The 23,491-nt window shown below is 56.0% G+C and carries 18 protein-coding genes; 4 read left to right on the top strand and 14 right to left on the bottom strand.

The window, feature by feature from the left end; translation table 11 throughout:
• Window positions 1–52: 52 nt before the first annotated feature.
• Together CHB83_RS04395 and CHB83_RS04390 are read right to left on the bottom strand one after the other, a co-directional pair.
• Window positions 53–859, bottom strand: a complete 807-nt coding sequence (locus CHB83_RS04395) for a ParA family protein (RefSeq protein WP_045690381.1) — start codon at window positions 857–859, stop codon at window positions 53–55.
• An 81-nt stretch (window positions 860–940) separates the two neighbouring features.
• On the bottom strand, window positions 941–1,621 hold the full coding sequence (locus CHB83_RS04390; RefSeq protein WP_089331814.1) for a metal-dependent hydrolase: 681 nt from the start codon (window positions 1,619–1,621) through the stop codon (window positions 941–943).
• 84 nt (window positions 1,622–1,705) lie between these two features.
• Here CHB83_RS04390 and CHB83_RS04385 point away from each other — a divergent pair, with 84 nt between their 5' ends.
• The gene (locus CHB83_RS04385; protein WP_245855281.1) at window positions 1,706–3,379 is read left to right on the top strand and encodes an ABC transporter substrate-binding protein; all 1,674 of its coding nucleotides are present in this window, start codon (window positions 1,706–1,708) and stop codon (window positions 3,377–3,379) included.
• Between the two features lie 80 nt (window positions 3,380–3,459).
• Here the strand turns inward: CHB83_RS04385 and CHB83_RS04380 are convergent, their stop codons facing one another.
• The 4 genes from CHB83_RS04380 to CHB83_RS04365 form a co-directional block, all read right to left on the bottom strand.
• Window positions 3,460–3,987 carry a DUF6438 domain-containing protein gene (locus CHB83_RS04380; protein WP_089331812.1) on the bottom strand — a complete coding sequence of 176 codons (528 nt, stop codon included), beginning with the start codon at window positions 3,985–3,987 and terminating at the stop codon, window positions 3,460–3,462.
• Between the two features lie 125 nt (window positions 3,988–4,112).
• The gene (gene yidC, locus CHB83_RS04375) at window positions 4,113–5,987 is read right to left on the bottom strand and encodes a membrane protein insertase YidC (protein ID WP_089331811.1); all 1,875 of its coding nucleotides are present in this window, start codon (window positions 5,985–5,987) and stop codon (window positions 4,113–4,115) included.
• 340 nt (window positions 5,988–6,327) lie between these two features.
• Window positions 6,328–7,971, bottom strand: coding sequence for a CTP synthase (locus tag CHB83_RS04370; protein ID WP_045690012.1), 1,644 nt, complete (start codon window positions 7,969–7,971; stop codon window positions 6,328–6,330).
• A gap of 155 nt (window positions 7,972–8,126) precedes the next feature.
• Window positions 8,127–9,563, bottom strand: a complete 1,437-nt coding sequence (locus CHB83_RS04365; protein ID WP_089331810.1) for a Gfo/Idh/MocA family protein — start codon at window positions 9,561–9,563, stop codon at window positions 8,127–8,129.
• A 195-nt stretch (window positions 9,564–9,758) separates the two neighbouring features.
• Here CHB83_RS04365 and CHB83_RS04360 point away from each other — a divergent pair, with 195 nt between their 5' ends.
• Window positions 9,759–11,126, top strand: a complete 1,368-nt coding sequence (locus tag CHB83_RS04360; RefSeq protein ID WP_089331809.1) for a D-alanyl-D-alanine carboxypeptidase/D-alanyl-D-alanine-endopeptidase — start codon at window positions 9,759–9,761, stop codon at window positions 11,124–11,126.
• 216 nt (window positions 11,127–11,342) lie between these two features.
• The gene (locus CHB83_RS04355) at window positions 11,343–13,136 is read left to right on the top strand and encodes an FG-GAP-like repeat-containing protein (protein WP_089331808.1); all 1,794 of its coding nucleotides are present in this window, start codon (window positions 11,343–11,345) and stop codon (window positions 13,134–13,136) included.
• A gap of 138 nt (window positions 13,137–13,274) precedes the next feature.
• Here CHB83_RS04355 and CHB83_RS04350 read toward each other — a convergent pair whose 3' ends face one another.
• The 3 genes from CHB83_RS04350 to gloA2 form a co-directional block, all read right to left on the bottom strand.
• Window positions 13,275–13,685 (bottom strand): cupin domain-containing protein, encoded by a 411-nt coding sequence (locus CHB83_RS04350; protein WP_179225453.1) that lies wholly within the window; start codon window positions 13,683–13,685, stop codon window positions 13,275–13,277.
• A 15-nt stretch (window positions 13,686–13,700) separates the two neighbouring features.
• The gene (gene serA / locus CHB83_RS04345; RefSeq protein WP_089331807.1) at window positions 13,701–15,602 is read right to left on the bottom strand and encodes a phosphoglycerate dehydrogenase; all 1,902 of its coding nucleotides are present in this window, start codon (window positions 15,600–15,602) and stop codon (window positions 13,701–13,703) included.
• Between the two features lie 252 nt (window positions 15,603–15,854).
• Window positions 15,855–16,244 (bottom strand): SMU1112c/YaeR family gloxylase I-like metalloprotein, encoded by a 390-nt coding sequence (gene gloA2, locus CHB83_RS04340; protein WP_045690016.1) that lies wholly within the window; start codon window positions 16,242–16,244, stop codon window positions 15,855–15,857.
• A 271-nt stretch (window positions 16,245–16,515) separates the two neighbouring features.
• Here gloA2 and CHB83_RS04335 point away from each other — a divergent pair, with 271 nt between their 5' ends.
• A complete protein-coding gene (locus CHB83_RS04335; RefSeq protein WP_089331806.1) occupies window positions 16,516–17,199 on the top strand; it encodes an alpha/beta hydrolase family protein in 684 nt (227 codons plus the stop codon).
• 53 nt (window positions 17,200–17,252) lie between these two features.
• On the opposite strand, the gene CHB83_RS04330 is transcribed toward CHB83_RS04335, so the two are convergent.
• From CHB83_RS04330 to CHB83_RS04310, 5 genes are all read right to left on the bottom strand, one after another.
• The gene (locus CHB83_RS04330; protein WP_143436991.1) at window positions 17,253–17,969 is read right to left on the bottom strand and encodes a DUF421 domain-containing protein; all 717 of its coding nucleotides are present in this window, start codon (window positions 17,967–17,969) and stop codon (window positions 17,253–17,255) included.
• Window positions 17,970–18,081: 112 nt separating this feature from the next.
• The gene (locus tag CHB83_RS04325) at window positions 18,082–18,564 is read right to left on the bottom strand and encodes a GNAT family N-acetyltransferase (protein ID WP_045690017.1); all 483 of its coding nucleotides are present in this window, start codon (window positions 18,562–18,564) and stop codon (window positions 18,082–18,084) included.
• Window positions 18,565–18,800: 236 nt separating this feature from the next.
• Entirely contained in the window at window positions 18,801–19,748 is a 948-nt protein-coding gene (locus CHB83_RS04320; RefSeq protein WP_089331805.1) for an aldo/keto reductase, read from the bottom strand.
• A 707-nt stretch (window positions 19,749–20,455) separates the two neighbouring features.
• On the bottom strand, window positions 20,456–21,805 hold the full coding sequence (locus CHB83_RS04315; RefSeq protein WP_143436990.1) for an alpha-amylase family glycosyl hydrolase: 1,350 nt from the start codon (window positions 21,803–21,805) through the stop codon (window positions 20,456–20,458).
• Window positions 21,806–22,014: 209 nt separating this feature from the next.
• A complete protein-coding gene (locus tag CHB83_RS04310) occupies window positions 22,015–23,466 on the bottom strand; it encodes an alpha-amylase family glycosyl hydrolase (RefSeq protein WP_089331804.1) in 1,452 nt (483 codons plus the stop codon).
• Window positions 23,467–23,491 lie beyond the last annotated feature (25 nt).

Below are 23,491 nucleotides of genomic sequence, written 5' to 3'. Positions count from 1 at the left end.
AACGGCTGGCGAATTACTCCACCAGCCGTTTTTAAGTTCTTTGTACTAAGCACTAGGCTGCGTCTTCTGCAGCCTCTGGCTCGCCAGCAGCTTCCACATTCTTCTCCACGATTTCGCGGGCCAAGTTCAGGTAGCTAATGCTGCCTTTGCTTTCGGCATCGTGCAAAATGACTGGAATGCCAAAGCTCGGCGACTCCGACAGCTTTACGTTACGCGGAATGATGGTATCGAAAACTAGCTGCTGGAAGTGCAGCTTCACTTCCTCAACTACTTGGTTGGAAAGGCGCAAGCGCACATCGTACATAGTCAGTAGGATGCCTTCAATCTCTAGTTCCTCGTTTAGGCGGCTCTGGATGATTTTGATGGTGTTCAGCAGCTTGCCTAAGCCTTCCAAGGCAAAGTACTCGCACTGCACCGGCACAATAACCGAGTGAGCAGCCGTGAGAGCATTAACCGTTATCAGACCTAGGGAAGGCGAACAGTCGATGATGATAAAGTCGTACTGATCGGCGAGGGGGCGCAGGGCCTCCTTCATCTTCTCCTCCCGGTTGGGCAAGTTGATCATTTCCACTTCGGCCCCAACGAGGTCGATGTGGGAGGGAATGAGGTCGAGGTGAGGAAGGATGTTGGTATTCAAGATAATATCCTGAATGTTGATGCCATCCACCATGCACTCATAAATGCTGGTTTGAATATCCTTCGGGTCGAAGCCCACGCCGGAGGTAGCGTTGGCCTGGGGGTCGGCATCCACGAGCAGGGTCCGATACTCCAGCGCGGCCAGGGAGGCCGCTAGGTTAATCGAGGAAGTGGTTTTGCCGACTCCGCCCTTCTGGTTGGCTACCGCAATGATTTTACCCATTTTCGTTCGTTGTGAGTTTTCAGTTGCCTGTTGTCAGTTGGCACCAATCAGCTTGTGCTGTAGTACCTGACAACTGGTAGCTCATATAGTAATGGTTTCGCCGATTTTCAGCAGTACCAGCTCTTTGCCAGCCGCTGCCGCTTTGCTGCGTGCTTCTTCCTGGTCGATGGCAATGGGCGGGAAGGTATCGTAATGCATGCCAATGATGCGGCTGGCCCCCGCCCAGTCGGCCGCTACAAGCGCGTCGTCGATACCCATGGTGAAATGGTCGCCAATGGGTAGGATAGCCGCGTCCAGCGTGTAACGCTCCGCCAGAATTTTCATGTCGTAGGTCAGGGCCGTGTCGCCAGCGAAGTAGATAGTTTTATCTTCTGCTTCGATAACGAAACCAGCGGCCAGACCGCCATAGGAACCATCGGGTAAGGAGCTAGAGTGCGCAGCTGCTACCATTTTTATGGTACCAAAGGGCAGTTTAACGGTGCCACCCAGATTCATGGCGTATGTGGTCTTAAGACCCTTTTGGCCAAACCAGCCCAGGACTTCTACCATGCCTACGAGCTCAGCGCCGGTACGCTTGCCAATTTCCTCCACGTCGGCTACGTGGTCGCCGTGGCCGTGGCTCAGCAGGATATAGTCGGCCTGAATGGCGTCTACATCAATATCTTTGGCCAGCGGGTTCGGACGAATAAATGGGTCGAAAAGAAGGGTGATGCCGCCGGTTTCGAGCAGAAAGGAGGCGTGACCGTAGTAGGTGAGGTTCATAGGAAGAAAGCAGTAGGACTGCGCCGGTGCAACAAACGCCGGATGTGGGATACCTTTGCAAATATACACTGTTTCGCCGTTCCCATGTTTCCGTTTTCGCGCTGTGCTGCCGGTTTCGCTTTCCTGTTGCTGCCCCTGCTCACGGCCTGTTCCGATGCCGGCCCAACCACTGATGCCCGGCGCGTGTTTCGCTACAATCAACCCGAGGCGCTGACTTCCCTGGACCCTGCCTTTACCAATAAGCAAGCAAATATTTGGGCGGCCACGCAGTTGTACAACGGCCTAGTGGAACTTGACGACAGCCTGAAGCCTGGCCCAGCCATTGCCCGGCGCTACACTATTTCTACCGATGGCAAAACCTACACCTTCACGCTACGCCCCGACGTGTACTTTCACGACTCGGAAGTGTTTGCGGGAGGGAAGGGGCGGCGCGTGGTAGCCCAGGACTTCGTTTACAGCTTTCGGCGCCTGCTAGATGGAGCTACGGCTAGCCCTGGCGGGTGGATTTTTCGGGGTAAGGTGTTGGAAAACAGCCAGGGCGAGCCACACGATACGTGCTTTGTAGCGCCGAACGACAGCACCGTGCGGGTATACCTTAAAGAGCCGTTTATCCCATTCTTGGGTATTCTAACAATGCCCTATGCGTACGTAGTGCCGCGCGAAGCTGTGCAGAAGTATGGCAAGGATTTTCGGGAGCATCCCGTTGGAACAGGACCTTTTCTTTTCAAAGAATGGGATGAGGGCAATGCCATTGTGTACCATCGCAACCCTGCGTACTGGAAGAAAGATGCCCAAGGCCAGCGCTTACCTTACGTGGACGCAGTGCAGATCAGTTTTATCCAGGACCGCAAGACGGAATTCCTGACGTTTATGCAGGGGAAGCTAGACTTCCTAAGTGGTATTCGGGCCGGCTCCCGCGACCTGATTATGTACCCTGATGGTACCGTACGAGAGGATTTTCGGGGGAAGTTTCGCCTGCAGAAAGTGCCCTACTTGAATACAGAATACCTCGGCCTGCAGCAAGACCCCGCCCATCTGCGCGGCGACAATGCCGCGGCGGGCCGGGCGTTGCAGGATAAGCGAGTACGCCAGGCCCTGAACTATGCTCTCAACAAGCCAGATTTGCTGGCATACTTCCTCAACAATGTGGGCGTGCCGGGCTTGTCAGGGTTTGTGCCGGCTTCCTTACCGTCTTTCAGCCAGCAATTGGTGCCGGGCTACAGCTACCAGCCGGAGAAAGCCCGTCGGCTATTGAAAGAAGCGGGGTACAGTGCCGCTAAGCCTTTGCGTTTGCGCTTGGCTACTGTAGCTGAGCGCAAGGAGGTATGCGAGTATTTGCAGAAGAACTGGGCCGATGTGGGCGTGCAGGTAGAAATTGATGTAAACCAAGCAGCCGCCCACCAGGAGATGGTAGATAATGGCAGCAGTGCTTTCTTCACCAAAAGCTGGCTCGGCGACTACCCCGACGCGGAAAACTACTTAGCCCTGTTCTACAGCAAAAACTTTGCTCCGGCGGGGCCCAACAAAACGCATTTCCAAAGTGCCGCCTACGACCGGCTCTACGAGCAAGCTAAGCTGGAGCAGGACGTAGCCAAGCGTTACGATCTGTATCAGCAGATGGACCGCATTATTGTGGAAGAAAGTCCCGTTATACCGCTCTATTACGACGAGGTAGTGCGCCTTACGCAGAATAACGTGCAAGGCCTCACACCAAACCCTATGAACCAGCTGGTGCTAGAGCGGGTACGGAAGAACTAACTTACCTATAGTGTACCCACGCAAAAGGGCCATTTCAACTACTGAAATGGCCCTTTTGCGTGGGGACGTAGGTGTATTACTTATCGTTCAGCCGTAACACCCAAAGCCTTTTCTATTTCGGTGGTAAGGGTCGCAAACAAGTTTCGTAGCTCAACAGGAGCCCCGCTTTCTGCCCGCACGGCCTTGGTCGTTCCATCAGGATAACGGATGGAAAGCGCCGTGGTTGGTAGGTCAGTAACGCCGCTAGAGTACGTATTGTCAAGTTTCTGGAACCCTAGGAGGTCGGCCTGCCGAAGCAAGTTTTGCACCACGCTGGGCGCAATTTGCGCGGTGCGCTTACCCTCAACGGGAGCATGGCGGAAACCTTCGTATTCTACCCGGCCATCGGCGTACAGGCGAGCCGTATAGTGTGGGCACATACCGTAGCAGGGCGTGCGCTCAAACACCATAACGGGGGGTACTTGCTCGGCCGATGCGTTTTTTTCGGTCTTCGGCTGCTCCAGCGTAGCTTGTTCTGGCTTGGTAGAAGATACGTGGTGGCTAGTAGTGCAAGCGGGTAAAATACCTAGGCTCACGAGCACAACAACGGCTGACAATAGGCGGCTCATATACTGGAAGGAGGTAGAGGAAGGGTGTGTCTGGTGAAGCCAAAATTGGTGCCAATGCAAACCGCCCCGCCGCTTACAAAGCGACGGGGCGGTTTAGCGTTACAGTAGCTTGTGACCTACTGCTTCTACGAACGACGCGTTTTGCGCGGGCGCTTCGGGGAAACATCCGAGGCTCCCGTGCCACTGTCATCCGACGAGTCATCGTCCGTAGCCGCCGTAGGACGACCACCCTGGCGGGACTGATTCTCCTTTTCTTGGGCAGCCTTCATGGCATCCTGCAGGCGAGCCGCAAAGCCTGAGGGCTTCTTATCCTTGTTCTTGATTTTGTTAGCTTCCAGCTTAGCCCGCAGCTTGGTGTCGTCTACGAAGCGGCGCGTAATTGCTTGCTGGGCCAAGGTTACCAGGTTCGAAATCAAGTAGTACCAAGTGAGGCCGGCCGAGAAGCTGTTCAAAACGAAGAAGAACACCAGCGGCATCAGGTAGCTGTAGAACTTCATAGGACCCTGCATGGCGGCGGGGTTGTTCTGGTTGCTCTGGTAAGTCATGGCTAGCGTCGAGAGGGTCATCAGCAGGGTGAAAAGGCTGATGTGGTTACCCAGGAACGGCACCGAGAAGGGGAGCTTAATCAGGTCGTCGTACGTGCTCAGGTCGTGGGCCCACAGGAAAGGCTGCTGGCGCAACTCAATCGCATTGGGAAAGAACTGGAACATGGCGAACAGAATCGGAATTGTGAGCAGCGTAGGTACGCACCCACTCAGCGCCGATACGCCCATGGTGCTGTGCAGCTTCATGGTCTCCTGCTGCTGCTTCAACTGGTCGTCGGGATACTTCTCCTTGATGGCATCAATTTCCGGCTTCAGTACTCTCATCTTGGCCTGCGACTCGTACGTTTTGTAGGTCAGGGGCCACGTCACCAGCTTAATCAGCACTACCAGCAGGGCAATGATGATACCGTAGGAACTAATGTATTGCTCCAGGAAGTGGAACACGGGCAGCACCACAAAGCGGTTTACCCAGCGGAACAAGCCCCAGCCTAGGTACACGTTCCGGTCGAAATCGGGTGCTACAGCCTTCAGCGTGTTGAAGGAGTTAGGACCAAAGTAAAAGCGGAAGTTGGCTTTTCCTTGCTGCACATCAGCAGCCGGAATAGCTAGCGTAGAGCTCAGCGTTTTGATGTAGGTAGTATCCTCCAGGTCTACCGTGGCGTTCAGCTGGCCCGACTGAAACTGGTTTTCAGCTACAATACCAGCCACGAAGAAGTCGTGCTTGTGAGCTATCCACTTCAAGGGCTCCGCTACCTTAACTTCTTCGGGCTTCTCCGAGGCTTCACCCAGGGCAGTGTGGTCGCCCGAAACCAGGTAGCGGTTAATGAGAGTATGATTGCGGTTCTGCTTGCGGTCCTGCTCCGTCTGGCGCACGTTGTCCACGAAGGAGAGCGTGAGTGGTTCTTGGGTCACCGAAGCCGAGAGGTTGTTAAAGCGCAGGTTGTATGCTAGCTCGTAGCTGCCTGCCGCCAGCGTGTACAGCTGCTCAATTTGCCCGCCAGCTACATCTGCTACGTAACGTAGCGTAGTGGTACCTTGGGGCTCGGCCCGGAAGTAGAGGTCCGACAACTTTACCTGGCGGCCGTCGTTCGTGCGGAAACGAGTATCGAGTTGGGCACTCTGAGCCGTAAAAAGGTCGAGTGGCTTCCCGGAGAACGTTTTGTAGTTGTTCAGACGAACAGCCTCCACGCGGCCACCCTTTGAGGAAAACGTGACGGTGATGTTCTCGTTTTTAAGCTGCGTGGTTTGGGCCGTACCCACCGCCGCTGACCCAAACGAGCCCAGAGCCTGAGTTGCTGCTGCTGAATCGAGCGGGGCGGAAGCAGTAGCAGCCGTGGTGGCAGTTGTCTTGGGCTTTTCAGCGGCCGGTTCCGGTTTGGGCTTGGGCGCGAAGAAAAGGTAGATGATGAGCAAGGCCGATATCAAAAACAGGCCGATTGCTGAATTTCTGTCCATTCAGGTAAGGATGAGGGGCAAAAGAGTACTACTAGGTGTGACCCCGCCAATCAAAAACCTGGCGACGCTACCGCAAAGGTCGGACTTGTCAGGCGAATATTTTGCAGGCGCGGCGTTTTGTCAGGCCGAAAGCTGTAATTCGCGTCGCTCAGGACGCTGAAAGCAGGACGTATGCAGCGGTAAAGGCACTATAAAAATCGTCATGCTGGTCTAGTCGAGCTTTGCATCCCGCGTGAAGGATGATGACCCAATGCTTAGCACGGGCAAGCTGCAACCAGTCCAGCATGACGATGTGGCGGTGCTGCCAATGCAGCTACCGCGTTTTTTCAAGCTTCTACGTTTAGCCTTTCCGGTTCTGGATGGCAGCACGCACGAAGCGGACAAACAGCGGGTGTGGGTTTTGCACCGTGCTTTTCAGCTCTGGGTGAAACTGCCCGGCCACAAACCAAGGGTGGTTGGCAATTTCAACCACTTCTACCAAGCCCGTTTCGGGGTTGAGGCCTGAGGCAATCATGCCGGCTTGCTCGTACTGCTTCAGGTAGTCGTTGTTGAACTCGTAGCGGTGGCGGTGCCGCTCGCTGATGTGGTTACGGCCGTACGCCTTAGCTGCTCTGGAGCCCTTGCGCAGCTCACAATCGTAGGCGCCCAGGCGCATGGTGCCCCCCTTTTGGGTAATATTTTTTTGCTCCTCCATCATGGCAATGACGGGGTAAGGCGTTTGGGCGTGCATCTCCGTAGAGGAAGCTTCCTTAAGGCCCAGTACGTTGCGAGCAAACTCAACCACAGCCACCTGCATGCCCAGGCAAATTCCAAAGAAAGGAATGCCGTTTTCACGCACGTGTTTCACTGCTAATATTTTGCCTTCGAAGCCACGCTCCCCAAACCCCGGCGCTACCAGCACTCCATCCACGCCGTGGAGCAGTTGCGCTACGTTGTCCTCGTTGATGTGGTCTGACTGAACGCTGCGCACAGTTACCTTGCACTCATTCTGAGCGCCGGCGTGTACAAATGCCTCGTTGATAGACTTGTAGGCATCAGGCAGCTCCACGTACTTCCCTACCAAGGCAATAGTTACCTCCTCGGTTGGGTTCTTCAGGCGGCCCAGGAAATCTTTCCACGACTCCAGGTCGGGTAGGGGAGCACCCCCGCCCAGCTTTAGCTTTTTAATAACGCGCTCATCCAAATGCTCTTTCAGCATGAGCAGCGGCACCGAGTAGATGCTGTCCGCGTCCAAGCTCTCAATAACGGAGTTGATGTTGACGTTGCAGAACAGCGCGATTTTGCGGCGCATATCGGCCGGAATGGGATGCTCGGAGCGGCATACCAGAATATCGGGCTGGAGGCCAGCGCTGCGCAAGTCACGCACCGAGTGCTGGGTGGGCTTGGTTTTCAGCTCGCCCGCCGCCTTCAAGTAGGGCAGCAGAGTAAGGTGAATAACCAAGGAGCTGTTTTCGGGCAATTCCCAGCGCAACTGACGCACCGACTCTACAAAGGGAAGGCTTTCAATGTCGCCAATTGAGCCCCCAATCTCCGTTATAACCACGTCGAAATCACCAGTTTGACCAAGTAACAGCATGCGCCGCTTAATCTCGTCGGTGATGTGGGGCACTACCTGCACGGTCTTGCCGAGGTAGGCGCCTTCGCGCTCCTTCGTAATCACGTGGTCGTAGATGCGGCCGGTGGTAACGTTGTTGGCCTGCGACGTTGGCACGTTCAGGAAACGCTCGTAGTGACCTAGGTCGAGGTCGGTTTCGGCCCCATCGTCGGTTACATAACATTCGCCGTGCTCATACGGGTTGAGCGTGCCGGGGTCAATGTTGATGTAGGGGTCGAACTTCTGGATGGTGACGCGGAAGCCGCGGGCTTGCAGTAGCTTGGCCAGGGAGGCCGAGATAATACCTTTGCCCAGCGAGGAGGTCACCCCTCCGGTTACGAAAATGTACTTGGCCGTTGCAGCCGTGGAAGTGGGGGTTCGGTCTGGCATAACGGGAAACAAAGTTAGCGGGAATAATCCACCGCCGCCCAGGAAAGTTTGTGCTACGCGCGCGGACTTTCAAAAACCGTCTCTAAACCAGAAGCACCCGGCAACTTCCGAAAAAGCGGCCGGGTGCTCCCAAAAAATACAATGGACGAGGTAGCTTATGCTTCCTTCGGTTCGGGTCCACGAAATACGTCGGTGCCTTGCACGGGCGCCAGCTTCACGGGGCGCCCTTCCCGAGCCGATTGGTAAATGGCTTCCATGATGCGTTGGTCCTGGAGGCCTTCTTCACCAGGCGTGTGAGGGTCCTTATTAGCTAGTACGCACTCCGAGAAATGGTCCATTTCGGCGGCAAACTGGTTTTTCGAGCTCAAGGTAATGTGATTCTCCATTTTGGCTGGCCCCTCGGCGTGGGAGGTTTGCAGCTGCTGGCCCTTGTAGGCGTAGGCATTGTTGAGGTGAATCCAGCCCCGTTCCGCATTCACGCGGTAAAAGCGCGAGTCGTGGGTGTTGTAATGGGTGATGTTATCCACGATGATGCCGTCCGGGAAGCGCATTTGCCAACTCATTACTTCCTCTATTTCCTTGAATAATGGGTTGCCCGGCGTGCTGTAGGAGTAGCCAAATACTTCGGTAGGTTCGGTACCTAAAAGGAAGCGGGCGGTGTTGAGGCAGTATAGGCCAATATCGGGCAGGGCGCCCCCGCCCGCCAAGGCCTTTTTGTGGCGCCAGTGGTCGGGGTTAGCCGAACTCTGGCTGTTTTGCGCCTGAATGTATTTGACCTTGCCATACTTGTTGTCCCGAATCATCTGCCGTACTTCCCGGTTGTAAGGCTCGTACTGTATGCGGTAGGCAATCATGAGCTTCACATTGGCCTTCTTGCAGGCGTCAATCATTTGCTCGCACTCCTTGGCCGAGTTTGCCATTGGCTTCTCGCATAAGATGTGCTTGCCCGCCTTGGCTCCCCGAATGGTGTATTCGGCGTGCATAGAGTTAGGCAACACAATGTAAATCACTTTGACTTCGGGGTTGTCCTTAAGCTTGTCGTAGTCAGCGTAGCTGTAGCAGCTTTCGGGCTTGATGTCGTACTGCTGGGCTACTTTCTTAAGCTTTTCGGGCGAGCCGCTTACCAGCGCCACTGGCTTTGACTTTTTACACTGGCCAAACGCGGGCAGTAGCTCCTCCAGTGTAAGGTGGCCCAAGCCTACCAGCGCATAGCCTACCCGTTGGTCTGGGGGGAGGGGAGTAGGCGTTAGGGCCGACTTGGGGTCTACGTCTGATTTCCACGCTTCCAGCTCAATGGGTTTGTTTACGTCGGCGGGCACTTTAGCGGGCGGCGACACCGCTTCCGACGAGGGTACTTTCTGCCCGTCGGCGGCCGTGTAGGTAGTAGAGGCATCTACCTGCGAAGCAGGAGTACCCGTGGTAGGTACGGCCGCCGCGGCCGTAGCGCCCGGTTTATCTTGACAGCTAGCCAGTGCACCAGCAGCCACGCCTACGGCTAGTCCGCGGCCGGCCATAGATAGAAATTCTTTGCGCGAAACCTCTTGGCCAGCATGGCGCAACACGGTGTTTAGTAGTTCGTTGGTGATGGACATAGAAAACAGCAAACAGATGAAGAAGACACTAGAACATACTCTCTGAGGCGGCTCAGGTTGCCTGTTTCTGTCATTCATAGCAGGATGCGGACCACGTAGGTAGCGTTAGTGGGGTAGGGTATACCAGTAGGCAGGGTTGAAAAGCCCCGCGCTTTTGGCCAAGTTGCGGGAGTATTTACCTGTTGCTTTCCCTGCATGCCCGTGTTCCTTACTATGTGCCGCTCCTTAGTGGTGGGCATCTTGTGTGTATTCGCCCTTTCATTATCGGCGCAGGTACCGGCTTCGCGGGCTACCGTTCTGCCCCCATTGCCTAATCCGGCGTGGTTGGCCCAACTGATTCAAAGCTCTCCGGTTCTGCGGCAGCACACGGTAGGCGTCTGCCTGGCCGATGCGGCTACCGGGCAGCAAGTATTTGGGCTGAATGAAGACCGGTACTTCACGCCGGCCAGCACCATGAAGTTGTTTAGTCTGTACGCCGGGCTACACCTGCTCCCTGATTCTTTGCCTAGCCTGCACTACATCGTCCGCCCCGATACGCTGCTGTTCTGGGGCACCGGCGACCCTACCTTGCTGCACGGCGACGTACCCTCGGCGCGGGCCTTCAACTTTCTGCTGCACCGCCCCGAAAAGCTAGTATACGCCCCCGTTCCCTGCGTAAACGCCTACGGACCCGGCTGGACGTGGGACGACTACAACTACTATTTTCAGCCGGAGCGCGGGCCGTTTCCTATCTATGGACACACAGTGCGCTTCTACGCCAGGGCGGGTCAGCCAACGCCGCGTGTAGTGCCCCAGTTTTTTAAACCGCTAACCCAACCTGCTCCTGCGGGGCTGCCAAACCCTGAGCACGACCACGTGCACCGGCAAGAGCTGGGAAACCGGTTCTTGGTATTTCCCTTCACCAACAACTGGGTAGATGAAACGCCTTTTCGGACTAGTTCGGCGCTGTTGCTGCAATTGTTGCAGGATACCTTGCGGCGCCCTATTGTGCCGGCCGTTCTTCGCTTGCGTCCCCAGGACTCGGTGCGTGTGCTGCGGGGCTTAGCCGTCGATTCGCTGTACCGGCGCATGCTGCGCGTGAGCGACAATTTTCTAGCCGAACAGCTTCTGCTGATGTGCTCGTCCGCGCTCCGTCCCGATTCTCTGAATACGGCCCGTGTAATCCAGGTAATGCGTCGTCGCTACCTTCAGGACTTGCCCGACGCCCCGCGCTGGGTGGATGGTTCCGGCCTTTCTCGTCTTAACCTAGTTACGCCCCGCACCCTAGTAGCCCTGCTCTTCAAGCTGCACCAGGAAGTGCCCGAGCCACGCCTTTTCGACCTATTGGCGGCGGGTGGGCGGCAGGGTACGCTCCGGCGCACTACCTATCGTGACGCCCGCGGTCCGTGGCTGTGGGGTAAAACGGGCACCCTAACCAACAACCACAACCTGTGCGGCTACGTGCGTACCAAATCAGGAAGAATAGTGGCTTTTAGCTTCATGAATAACAACCATGTGGCTGAAACTAGCACCATCAGGAAGGAAATGGAGCGGATTCTTATCCAAGTACACGAACGGCTTTAGAAAGGCTTGAAACTATGAATAAGCCTAGCCTACCGGAATAGTTCACCTAGAATCTGGCTCCTTTGACCTAGTAAAGGGTTCATTTTGGCTTGATATGGACCATAGTGGGAAAATCGGATAATAGTTTTGTCAAAAAGAGAACGGAACAACAAAGCTGCTCTCCTGAAGAGCGCGGTACAATTCCCTTCTCACGCGCAAAACGCCTTTCCACATCCTATGTCCCTGTCTCTACTCCACTCTGCTCGCACTACGGCACTGCTCAGCACGGTTCTGCTTTTTCCATTGGCTAGTCTGGCGCAAGTGATATCGCCAACGATTGTAAGCTTTACGCCTACCTCTGGCTCAAGTGGCCAGGCTCCTCAAGGAATTGCTGCTACCACCGTAACTATCACGGGTACTGCTCTAAGCAATACGCTGTCGGTTTTATTGAATGGTCAGCAGATGCGTATTCTGGCAAGCCCCGCTAACACGGCAACCTCTGTAAGTGTGCAGGTACCACGCGAGGCCATTACAGGGTATTTGCGCGTAACCACGGCTAATGGTACGGCCCTGAGTGCTTCCAAGTTTACAGTTACTCGCCCTGCTGGCACCGGCTTTCTACGCTTAGTAACGAACTCCTTTAATGCTTTCGACGCCGGTACGTATTCCACGGCCGCCAGTACGGACCTTGACCATGATGGCCTGATTGACTTGTTGGTAGGTGAGACGACTGGCACCATTTACCGCTTGGAGCAAGCTTCTGCAAACTCATCTACTTTCACTAACCTGGGCCAACTAAAGCTGGCGAGCGGTACTACTTTGGTTAACGACGTGGCAGGCGCTACGCGCGAGTATGCCAAGCCCGTTGTAACTGATATGGATGGCGACGGTTTGTTGGATTTGCTAGTGGGTGGCGAGGATGGTACCATTACTCGGTACGAGCAGTCGGCCATGAACGCGCTTACCTTCACTACCATTGGTACGTTGCCGGGCATTACTGCGGGTAGCACCGTAAAGCCATCCATAGTAGATCTGGATGGGGATGGCCTGCTCGACATGCTGGTGGGTGGCGCTGATGGTACCGTTCGACGGTATGAGCAAACTACGGCAAATGGTGCTTTTTCTACCACCTCCACAAACTTAACCACCGCTGGTACTACTGCTACCACTATCGACGTTGGTGGGTACTCTAAGCCTGTCTTCACCGACCTTGACGGTGATGGGCTGATTGATATGATTGTGGGGAGCCAGGATGGGTACATCTACCAAGCCGAGCAAACGGCCGCAAATGCTGCCACGTTTAGTACCCCAGTGCAAATGACAGACGTCAATAAAACGGCAGTAGACGTAGGCGGCTTTGCCGCTCCAGCTCTGGTTGACGTAGATGGCGACGGCTATCTGGATTTGCTCGTGGGCAACGATATAGGCACCATTTATCAGTACGAGCAGGTAGTAAGCGTTGCAAGCCCACTACCCGTACAGCTTACGTCCTTCACCGCCCAGGCAGCTACCACCGGCACCTTGCTCCGCTGGACTACGGCCCAGGAGCTAAACAGCGCAAAATTTGTGGTGGAGCGCTCTGAAAATGGTACTTCCTTCGTGGCAGTGACGGAAGTGGCTGCCGCTGGTACTAGCACTATCACCCGCGCCTATCAGTACCAAGATGGTACGACCCTGGGAGCAGCTGTGCGCTACTATCGTCTGCGGCAGGTAGACTTCGATGGTACGACTACCTATTCCAGCGTGGTTGCTGTTGCTGCTACAGTCTCTGCCGTTACTGCTACGGCCCCAGCAGCCTATCCCAACCCCTTCACCAACGAGCTTACCGTAGCCCTGCCTGCTGGTTCCGGCGTGCAAGCCACGGGTATCGCCCTACTAGACCTGAGAGGACAAGTTGTATACCGCGCCACGCTGCAACTTTCTGCTGCTGCCAAAGTGCTGCCAGCTCTTCCCCAATTGCCAGCCGGCCTATACGTGCTGCAAATGACTACTGCCGCGGGCACCACCAGCCAGCGCGTAAGCTGCCAATAGCACTAGCTAGTCAGGCGGCAATCTACCTAATCTTTCCAGCTAGGCCCCAACACCACGGCCCCCAACAGCCCCGCGAAGGGAATGTTGGGGGCCGTGGTGTTGGGGCCGTACACTAAAAGCGACTACCTGACAATAAACCTACGTTGAGCCCTGGGAGCTGTCTTGCTGCATAGGGGTGAAATGCTGAGTAGCCCCCGGTGTGAAGGGCAGATAGAGCCGTTCCCACGTGTCTCCTTCGATGAGGTCCCAGTAGTGGCCCGGTCCCTGCGTGTCTTCTGCCAGCAGAATGATACCCGGCTCCAGAATAAATGTGTCGCCGTTGCTGACCGTGAAGCGCAATTTGCCTCGCAACGTGACTACGTACTGCGTACGTGGCGCAGGATGCAGCTTCTTCTGGTAGTCGAATATGGCATTCTGACCTTCGAAATAGCTAACGTGCAAAGGCGTTCCGGTAGGCAGCGTGCCCACTTCAAACGTACAGCTTCCATCTGCCGTGTTGAACAGGCGAATGGCGGGAATGGTGTGTTGCGCTTGATTTTCTACGGTCATGGCAGTAACTGCGTACTAGTACAGTACCCGGAACTTGATGGTGTGCTCCACTTTGCGCAGCTCCCCAATTACTTCCTGCTCGTACTGCTTGTCGATGTCAGTAATCACGTAGCCGATGTGCTCGTTGGTTTTCAGGTACTGACCCAGGATGTTGACGTGGTGCTGAGCCAGGACGTTGTTGATGCGGGCCAGCACACCGGGTACATTGTGGTGAATGTGAATGAGGCGGTGGGCCTGCTGCTCCGGCAGCTGAATGTTGGGAAAATTGACGCTCTGCTGCGTGTTGCCGGTGTTCACGTACTGCATGATGCGCTCGGGTACAAACTCGGCAATGTTGCGCTGGGCTTCGGCCGTGCTACCCCCCACGTGAGGCGTAAGCAGCACGTTGGGCAGGCCCTGCAGTTCGCTCTCGAAGCTTTCCTGGTTGGTTTTGGGTTCGTACGGAAACACGTCAACGGCCGCGCCGCCCAGGTGACCCGAGCGGAGTACGGCTGCTAGGGCAGCTACATCTACTACGTGGCCGCGGGCATTGTTCAGGAACAGCGCGCCGGGCTTCATCAAAGCAAACTCCTCGGCTCCAATGAGGTTAGCGTTTTCCTTGCGCCCATCCACGTGCAGAGTTACAATGTCGGCCTGCTGTAGTAGCTCCTGGAGGGTACGCACTTTTACGGCGTTGCCTAGCTGTAGCTTTTCCGCCACGTCGTAATACAGCACTTGCATGCCTACGGCTTCGGCCACCACTGATAGCTGCGAGCCAATATTACCGTAGCCGATAATACCCAACTTTTTCCCCCGGATTTCAAATGACCCCTTTGCCGACTTATCCCACTCGCCCTGGTGCATCTTGGGATTTTTGTCGGGAATGCGGCGGGCGAGCATGATAATCTCACCCAACGCCAGCTCAACTACTGAGCGCGTGTTAGAAAAAGGCGCGTTAAATACTGCCACACCTTTCTTCATGCAGCCTGCCAAGTCAATTTGGTTAGTACCGATACAGAAGGCCCCAATGCTGATTAGGCGGTTGGCGGCATCCAGCACGCGCTGAGTTACCTGCGTTTTAGAGCGGATACCCAAAATGCTTACCCCTTCAATCTGCTGCACCAGTTCGTCCTCGTCGAGGCCACCGGGTACGGTGTCTACCTGGTAGCCTTCCTGGCGGAAAAGTTCGGCGGCGCGTGGGTCGGGGTTTTCGAGCAACAGCACGCGAATGCGGTTTTTGGGGTAGGAGAGGGTCATCGGGAGCTTGTTCTGGTAAAGAAATTCGTCGAAAGAAGGAAGCACCTCGTCGGCGCGGGCTACTACGGCGTCGCGGCGCACGTTTTCGGTGAAAGCGTAGAAACGGTTGGCTAGGCCCGCCTCCCGAATCTGATAGTCGGTGTAGCCATCGCCTAGCACGTACACATCCCCGTTCAGGTCGAGGCGGCGCAGCTGTTCAATCTTGCCCCCGTCCCGACTCAATACATTTTCGGGGTCGAAGCCAGTGATGTGGCCGTCGGCGTCGTAGGTAAACGTGTTAGCCAGCACATGGTCGGAAGCAATACCGTATTCGGCCACCACGGGCTCAATGAACTCCCGGAAGCCGCTACTAACAATATACACGCGCCCCGGAAACTGCTCGAAGAAGGCTCGGTTGCGCACAATACTTTCCGATACTTTCCCCTTGAGGCGCTCTACCAGGATGGCCAGGTGGCGCTGGTGGGCAGGTAGCAGCTCCAGCCGCTGCTTCAAAGACTCCGAAAAGTTGAGCTCCCCACTCATGCCCCGGTCGGTTAGGGCCCGAATGGCGCCTACTACGTAGTCCCGATCGGGGTGGCCAGTGAGGGCAATATCAGCTAGTTCATCAAGGCCTTCTACTTGCGTAAAGGTGCTGTCGAAGTCGATGATAAGGTAGGGGAGAGACGGCGGAAGTTGGGGCATAGTGAGGGCAAGGTAGCGCGGAATGCCGGTTCATACGGCAAAAAATGAGCAGTGACTGGTTCTGAAGCTCCGCCGTGTTCGTAGGCAGACGGTTATAACCTGACGTACATCGGGTTGGCCCCTCCCAATACATGCCTACCCAGGCTGCACCAGGCAACCGTACTTGGATGGGCACCAGCAAAAGTCAGCATGCACGGAAAGAACATTGGTGCCTAAGCTAGCAGACTATATCACTACCCTGTAGGTCCGGAATTACTGCTCGTAAAACTCAATCGGCAGACCATCAGGGTCTTGGATGAACGTAAAGCGGCGGCCCGTAAACTCATCAACTCGGAGCGGTTCTGACGCTACCCCATGGGCATCTAAACCGCGCACGGTAGCCTCTATGTCGGATACGGCAAAGGCCAGATGCCGTAAGCCCGTTGCCTCGGGCCGAGAAAGACGGGCGGGCGTTTCGGGAAAGGAAAACAGCTCAATAATGTACTGCCCATCCAAGGCCAGATCCAGCTTCCACGATTCGCGTTCCTGGCGGTGAACTTCCCGGATGATGCTCAGGCCCAGCACATCGGTATAAAATCGTTTGGAAACCGCGTAGTTGGAGCAGATGATTGCAATGTGGTGAACGTGGAGGAGAGGCAGCATGCGAAACGAGTTGGAATGGGCAGCAATATCGGAGGAAATGATTTTCCAAGGCTACCAAGTATGACGCCGATTTTCACCTTTTAATAAGTTGTGCTACTTACTCTATCTGTAGTAGATTTTTGGTTTAAGTAATTGATAAATAAGTATTTGTTATTCATGAGGTGCGGTTGCTATAAGGTACTTAGGTAAGAGCACCAACCAACCTCAGCCGCACCTATTTTAGGTGAGCGTTAGTACATGCATTGAAAAAGCCAACACCAATTAACCAAGCATGAAAAGGCTACGGCGGGCAAGCATAGTGCAGCTAGAATCCATAACGACAGCAAACCACGACGGAGATGCTGTAGCCCTGGTGCTGCACACTACCCAAGGTGAAATTGTGGCGCGGCTGCATCCTGCTGCCCCCGGCGCCGCTGCGGTAGTATGGGTGGGAGGTGCTGGCGGCGGGCTCGACGGGCCAGCCTGGGGCATGTATCCGCGCTTGGCCGCACAGTTGGCGTTGCAAGGTGTGGCTTCGTTGCGCTTACACTACCGCAAGCCCAACTACTTGGAAGACTGCGTGGCCGACACCTTATTAGGAGTTGATTATCTGCTAGAGCAAGGCTACCGCCATGTGGCCCTGGTAGGGCACTCCTTTGGTGGGGCCGTAGTAATTACGGCCGGAGCACTAAGTTCTCAGGTAGCAGCAGTAGTGGCCATGAGCAGCCAGACCTACGGCACCGAACTCGTCGCTCACATAAGTCCGCGCCCGTTGCTACTAATGCACGGCACCGCCGATGAGATTTTGCCGGCCGCCTGCTCCAAGCACATTTATAGCATCGCCCACCAGCCCAAGGAAATCTTGCTGTACCCGGGCTGCCAGCACGGCCTCGATGAGTGCCGGGACCAGGTTGATGAAGACCTCCTGAAGTGGTTGCACCACCATTTGCACCAGCAGGCTAGGAGTGATTCTTAACCCAGATACTTAAGTCAGCACGGGGCATCTGTTACTCGGCCAAACAATTCGAGTTAGACGGCACGCCTAGTTTCGCACGCTGGTATCCAATCTTCTTTGGTACACACAGGACAAGAAGCAGTGTTTCCGCGCGCAATTTCCTGCACGTGGCCGCAGCAAGTGCACGCGTGCAGCCCCGTTTCTTCTATCCGCCGCCGAGCAGAGGCTAAGAGTTCAGGCCAGATTGGCAAGCCAGGCCGGATGGGTTCTTGCTCCTCATAGTAGTACACACTCATGTTGCCCGTAGCCTCAATATAGGCCCGCCGTACCTGACCCAGATGTTCTACCTGAAACTGGCGTAACTCCCCGAACAGCTCTTTGGGCGTTAGGTTCTGCTTGTTGAAGTTTTCTAGCTGAATTTTGCCGTCTTCCACTAGCAGTACGGGTTTGCCCTCCAGCCAGTCGCTGAAGCCGGGAAACTTCTCCGTCAGCTTGTTGAATAGCAAGTACAGCACCGATACCACAGCAAACACGATGGCCGCGTAGAGCAGCGGTGTATCGTGGTATAACATGGCATCTCCCGCGGCAGATCCAAGGCCCAGAATGATGCTCAGTTCAAAAATAGAGAGCTGCCGCACCCCCCGGCGCCCAGTGATGCGCAGGGCCCCCAGCATAAGAAGGTAGGTGACAATGCACCGCAGCACTACCTCTAGCAGAAATAAGGGAGGCGCATCGGCCGAAAATAAAATTCGATTCCAGTCAAAGGGTTCTATATCGGCAGCTAACAGCATAGGAACGGCGAAATTCTCGAAGCCCAACAGAGCCACGTAGGTAGCCTAACGCAACAGTAGGAGCTGCGGTTAGCTTGCTGTTGGTTTTGTGGTTCGTATGCACCGCTGAACTCTACTCGGTTCCTGGGGTAGAGAGGGGCCGCATCAGGTGCACCGTGGTGGGGGTGAAGCCCAATGACTCCCAGAAATGCAGCGCCGCCGGGTTGGCCGCTGCCACCTGCAACTCTAGATGATCGGCGCCTTGGCTGCTGAGCCAAGCTAAGGCAGCCTGAAATAATGCGCGCCCCAGCCCGTGGCGGCGGTAGGCTTGCCGTACCACCGTTTCGGCGATGTAGCCCCGGCGGAAAAAGTGCATGCCTGGGTTGCCCATTTGATAGGAAGCCACCAGCAACCCTAGTATTCTGTAGCGGCCTTGTGCCACAAATACGCGGGTGTTTTTTTCGGCTACCCGGTGCCGCAGCATGCGCTTAAGCTGAAACTCAGCCGCAGGATGGTAGCCAAAAACTGGGTGGTACGCCTGGTGCTCGTCCATCAGCTCGCGCCAGAGACCGTAGAGTTCGTCAATATCCTGGTGAGAAGCTACGCGGATAGTCATGCGAGAAACAGGGTAAAAGCCAGGCAAGCTACAACCTGAACCCGACAGTACAAGGTAGTATACTTTGCTCGTATCTGCCTTTAAACCAAAGCGTCGTTGGGTGGATGCGCGCCTGGGGCTAGGTGCAGCCCTGCATGGCCGTGTGCTACTGAACCAGCCTCTACCAACAAGAAAGGGCCCCGAAGTATCTACTGCCGGGGCCCTTTCTTGTTGATAATAGTGGTGCAACTGCTAGCCTATGCGCCTGCTCTGCCTAGTTCGCTCAGGTCTTCAGAGCTAAGGTGTAACTCGGTAGCCGTGAGGAGTTCGGTTACTTGCTCAGGGGTAGTGCCACTGGCAATAGGAGCCGTGAGGCCGGGTTGGGCCATAATCCAAGCCAGGGCAACCTGGGCAGGCGTGGCCTGCAAGCGGGCCGAAACCGCATCAAGCGCGCTAAGAATTTGCAGCCCTTTTTCGTTCAGATATTTCTGCCCAACGCCGCCCCCGCGGGCACTCTTCTTAAGGTCGTCCTGGGTGCGGTACTTGCCCGTGAGGAAGCCGGATGCCAGGCCGTAGTAGGGAATCACGCCCACGCCATGCTCTTGCACCAAGGGCTGAAGCTGCTGCTCAAAGTCGGCGCGGTCGTAAAGGTTGTAGAGAGGCTGCAATGATTCGTAGCGCGGTAGGCCCTGCTGGCTGGCATCCAAGGCTTGCCGCAGGCGGTCGGCCGAAAAGTTGGACGCTCCGATGGCCCGTACTTTGCCTTCCTCAATTAGCTTGGCGTATTCTTCCAGCGGCTCGGTAACTGGCAGGGTCTCGTCGTCTTGGTGCGATTGATACAGGTCAATGTAGTCGGTTTGTAAGCGGCGCAGGGAGGCCTCTACCGAGCGGCGGATGTAGTCTTTGGCTAGGCCTTGGCTGCCGTCGCCCATTTGCATGCCCACTTTGGTGAAGATGAGTACGTCCTCGCGGCGGCCGCGCTGCTGCAGCCATTTGCCAATTACAGTTTCCGACTCGCCGCCCTGGTGGCCCGGCACCCAGGCCGAGTACACGTTGGCGGTATCAATAGCGTTGCCGCCGCCGGCTACAAAAGCATCCAGAATCTTAAACGAAGCGGCCTCATCGGCAGTCCAGCCGAAAACGTTGCCACCGAGCACTAGTGGCGCAATGCGCAGGCCGGAGCGGCCCAGTTCACGATGTTGCATACAGGAATATCAAATGAAAAAGAAGTGCCGGCTCGCAAGCCGCTAGGGTATAAACCGACGCGGCAGGCCAGAGGTTACTGAGCAGGTGGAGCACTGTAGTTACTTTCCGGCTATATTCTCCCTGTCGGTTGTGCGCGTTGCTTTTATGCTTCTAGTTTTGGTGGCCTTATTGCTTGGTGCTGCGCCCGCGCGACCCACTAGCAGAAGTGGCTAGCCAAGCTGGGCTGTGGGCGCATGGTCGTGACGGCCTCCACGCTCGATACCTGCTAGCTGGATGGCAGTTCTCGCATCATGCAATTTGCACTGGGAGCCTTTCTGCGGCGCCTACATGCCGAAACGCTAGCAATGCAAAAACGCCATCAACGAGCCGTAAAGCGGGTGCTGTTGTTGCAAAAGACCCCGTAGTACAGCCTTCACGGTAAAACTGGCTGGCGCTTTCACTCCCCTGTTGATGCTGATAATGGCTGGTGTGTGGGCTGGCTAGATCGGGCCGATGGACGCACCGTGTATTTGGCCATCCATGCAGATCCTGCCACTGGCCGCAGCGCCGACGAGCGATTGGCGGCCGGCGCCGCGCCCGCACCGAGACTGTTCTAAAAGAGTTGAAGTGGCTGTAAGCAGGGCCTCAACGAGAAACTACACGGCGAGAAGGCCAGAAGCCAACTCCCTTTACGGGCCCGGTAAGCCGTAGCGCGTACTTGAGAAGCCTACGGCTGTTTTTCCAATACTCGCCAGCCGTGAGCCGGTATTTCTATAGCATCGTCGGTGCGAAACATCAAGGGCACATCCTGGAAGACATCGTGGTAGGTGCCAGCCGCGGCTTCGGGCAGTAGTACAGGTTGCGGCTCAGTACTGATATTGATGGCTACGAGCACAGCGGCCGTGCCATGTTGGCGCACAAACGCGTACACGCTGGGGGAAGAGGGCAGGCGGTAAAATCGGCTTTCCAGTACGCCATTGTGCAAGGCAGAATGGCGCTTCTTGAGATGAAGCAGGCGGGTGTAAAAGCCTTGCAGGGGATAGTTCTGCCAGTCTATCGTATCCTTATCAAAAAATGCCAACCGCTTGTTGAGGGCAGCTTCCTGCCCGCTGTACAGGAGCGGCATGCCAGGCAGCAGGCAGGTGAGCACGGCAAACGGGAGGGCATTGGGACCCAGCCGCTCATACTCCGTGCCGTCCCAGCTATTTACGTCGTGGTTGCTGGTAAAGTGCATCAAGTACACAGAGGGCGGATACTTGGCCCGTTCGGCGGCGAGGTAGACATCGATGTCGTGCAGGGGCTGCTTGCCCTCCGCAACGTGGTCGAGCAGGTAGTGTAAGCGCAAGCCAAACGTCATGTCGAAGGCGCGTTCCAGCAGCTTGGTGTCGCCGTTAAATTCCTCCCAGGTGAGGCCGCCGGAAGGGTACAGCTCGTCCCATTCTGCCAGCATAAATACGGGCTTCACCTGGTCTAATTCCCGGCGGGCAGCATCCCAAAAGTCGGTGGGCACTAGTCCTGCCACATCGCAACGGTAGCCGTCGATGTCGGCCTCCCGCACCCAGTACAGCAAGGCGTCGGTCATGTAGCGACGCAGTTCATCGTTATCGTAGTTCAGATCGATAACGTCCTGCCAATCGGGCACGGGCGGCACAAAGTTGCCGGCAGCATCCTGGGTGTACCACTCGGGGTGCTGGGCTACCAGCGGGTTGTCCCAGCTGGTGTGGTTGGCTACCCAGTCTAGTAGCACATAAAGACCCAGGCTGTGGGCCGTTTGGACTAGGTGGCGCAGGTCGTCGAGGGTGCCAAACTCGGGGTTCACACCAAAGTAGTCTTGCACGGCATATTGGCTGCCCAAGCTTCCCTTGCGGTTGAGCTTACCAATGGGATGAATCGGCATCAGCCACACAATGGTAATGCCCATAGCCGCTAGTCGGGGCAGGTGCGCCTCAAAGGCCCGAAACGTGCCTTCAGGCGTGAATTGGCGCACATTCACTTCATAAATGCTGGCGTGAGCAGCCCAGGTAGGGTGCTGTACTTGAAACAGGTGGGCCTCGGGGTGCAAAACGAAATCAGACACGGTGGTTGCGCGTTAGCTGGACTACAAACTCGACTGCCTACGCAGAAAGCGCTGGTTTGGCTACCTGCACAGGCCGTTAAAACCGCCGCACGATAGAGCTACTAGGCCATCATATGCCAAGCTACTCTCCTGTGGGAGTGGTTGTCTATTAGGTTAAGAAGTAGGGAAGCCAGTGGTTGAGCCTGCACAAGTGAGCTACCCGCTGCGGCTTAAAACCAACTGGTATCGGGGTCAGGCAGGCGCTCATACACGCGGTAGCTGTGGGCAGGCAGTAGCACTTTAGATCCTGAGCCTAGCTTGAGTATTTGTTCGCTAAATAGCTCCCGGTAGGTGCCCGGCCCTAGCTGGGCTAGGGTAATTTCGTGGGGCTGTTTGCCTAGGTTGATGGCGGTGAGTACCACGGCATCCTCCTTGCGGCGCACAAAGGCGTACACCTCGGGGCTGCTAGAGGCGGGCAGCCGCCCAAAGTGGCTGCATGGGTCCCCATTGCGCAGGGCGGGGTGGCGCTTTTTCAGTTGCAGCAGCTTCGTGTAGAAGTCCTGCAATGGGTAGTCCTGCCAGGGGATGGTATCCTTGTCGAAAAAACGTAGGCGCTTTTTCAGGCCTGCTTCCTGCCCGCTGTACACCATGGGCATACCGGGCAGCGTGGCGGCCAGTACCGCCAGCGGCAATGCGTTGCGTCCTAGGCGTTCGTACTCCGTGCCATCCCAGCTATTCACATCGTGCGATGTAGTGAAATTCATGAGGTACACCTGGGCTGGGTAGCGGCGGCTTTCCGCCGCGCGGTAGGTGTCGAGGAGGGCTACCGAGGCTTTACCTTGGCCCAGGCTATCTAGCAGCCCATGCAGGCGCAGGGCGTACGTCATGTCGAAAGCCTTTTCCAGCAGGTGCGTCTGCGGATCAAACTCCCGCCGGCTGATGAAGGTAGGAGGGAAGAGTTCGTCCCACTCGGCTAGCATGAACACGGGCTTTACGCGCTCCAGCTCTTGCCGATTCTTGTTCCAGAAGTCAGTAGGCACCAAGCCCGCCACGTCGCAACGAAACCCATCCAAGTCGGCTTCACGGAGCCAGAACGCCATGGTTTCGGTCATGTAGCGGCGTAGCTCCGGCCGGGAGTAGTCCAGGTCAATGACGTCCTGCCAGTCGGCTACGGGGGGCTTGAAGCCGCCCGCGGCTGTTTTCGTAAACCACTCGGGGTGTTCTTGCCGGAGCTTGCTGTCCCAACTAGTGTGGTTGGCCACCCAGTCTAGTATCACGTGCATACCGCGCTTGTGGGCTTCCTGCACTAAGTGGCGCAAGTCTTCCATCGTACCAAACTCGGGGTTGATGGCCCGGTAGTCCTGAATGGAGTACTGGCTGCCCAGGCTACCCTTGCGGTTGAGCTTACCAATGGGTTGCACGGGCATCAGCCACAAAATGCCCACGCCCATTTTCTGAAGCCGAGGCAAGTGCGCCTCAAAGGCCCGGAACGTACCCTCGGGTGTGTATTGCCGAATGTTTACCTCGTAGATACTAGCCGAATCGGCCCAGGCTGGGTGCTTAATAGTATAGGCTGCGGGTGGAGCGGGGGCACACTCAGCGTCGGAGGCTATGGGGTTTTGGTTGCAAGCCGTAGCAGCTAGTAGCAAGCCGCCCAGCAGAGAAAAGGAGAATCGGGACATGCTTCCAACTTACTGCTTTTTGCTT

Source organism: Hymenobacter mucosus (genome assembly GCF_900188255.1).
In the GTDB taxonomy this organism is placed as follows: Bacteria; Bacteroidota; Bacteroidia; order Cytophagales; family Hymenobacteraceae; genus Hymenobacter; species Hymenobacter mucosus.
The sequence above is the reverse complement of the archived record's forward strand: the minus strand, read 5'-3'. Positions and strand labels throughout refer to the sequence as shown.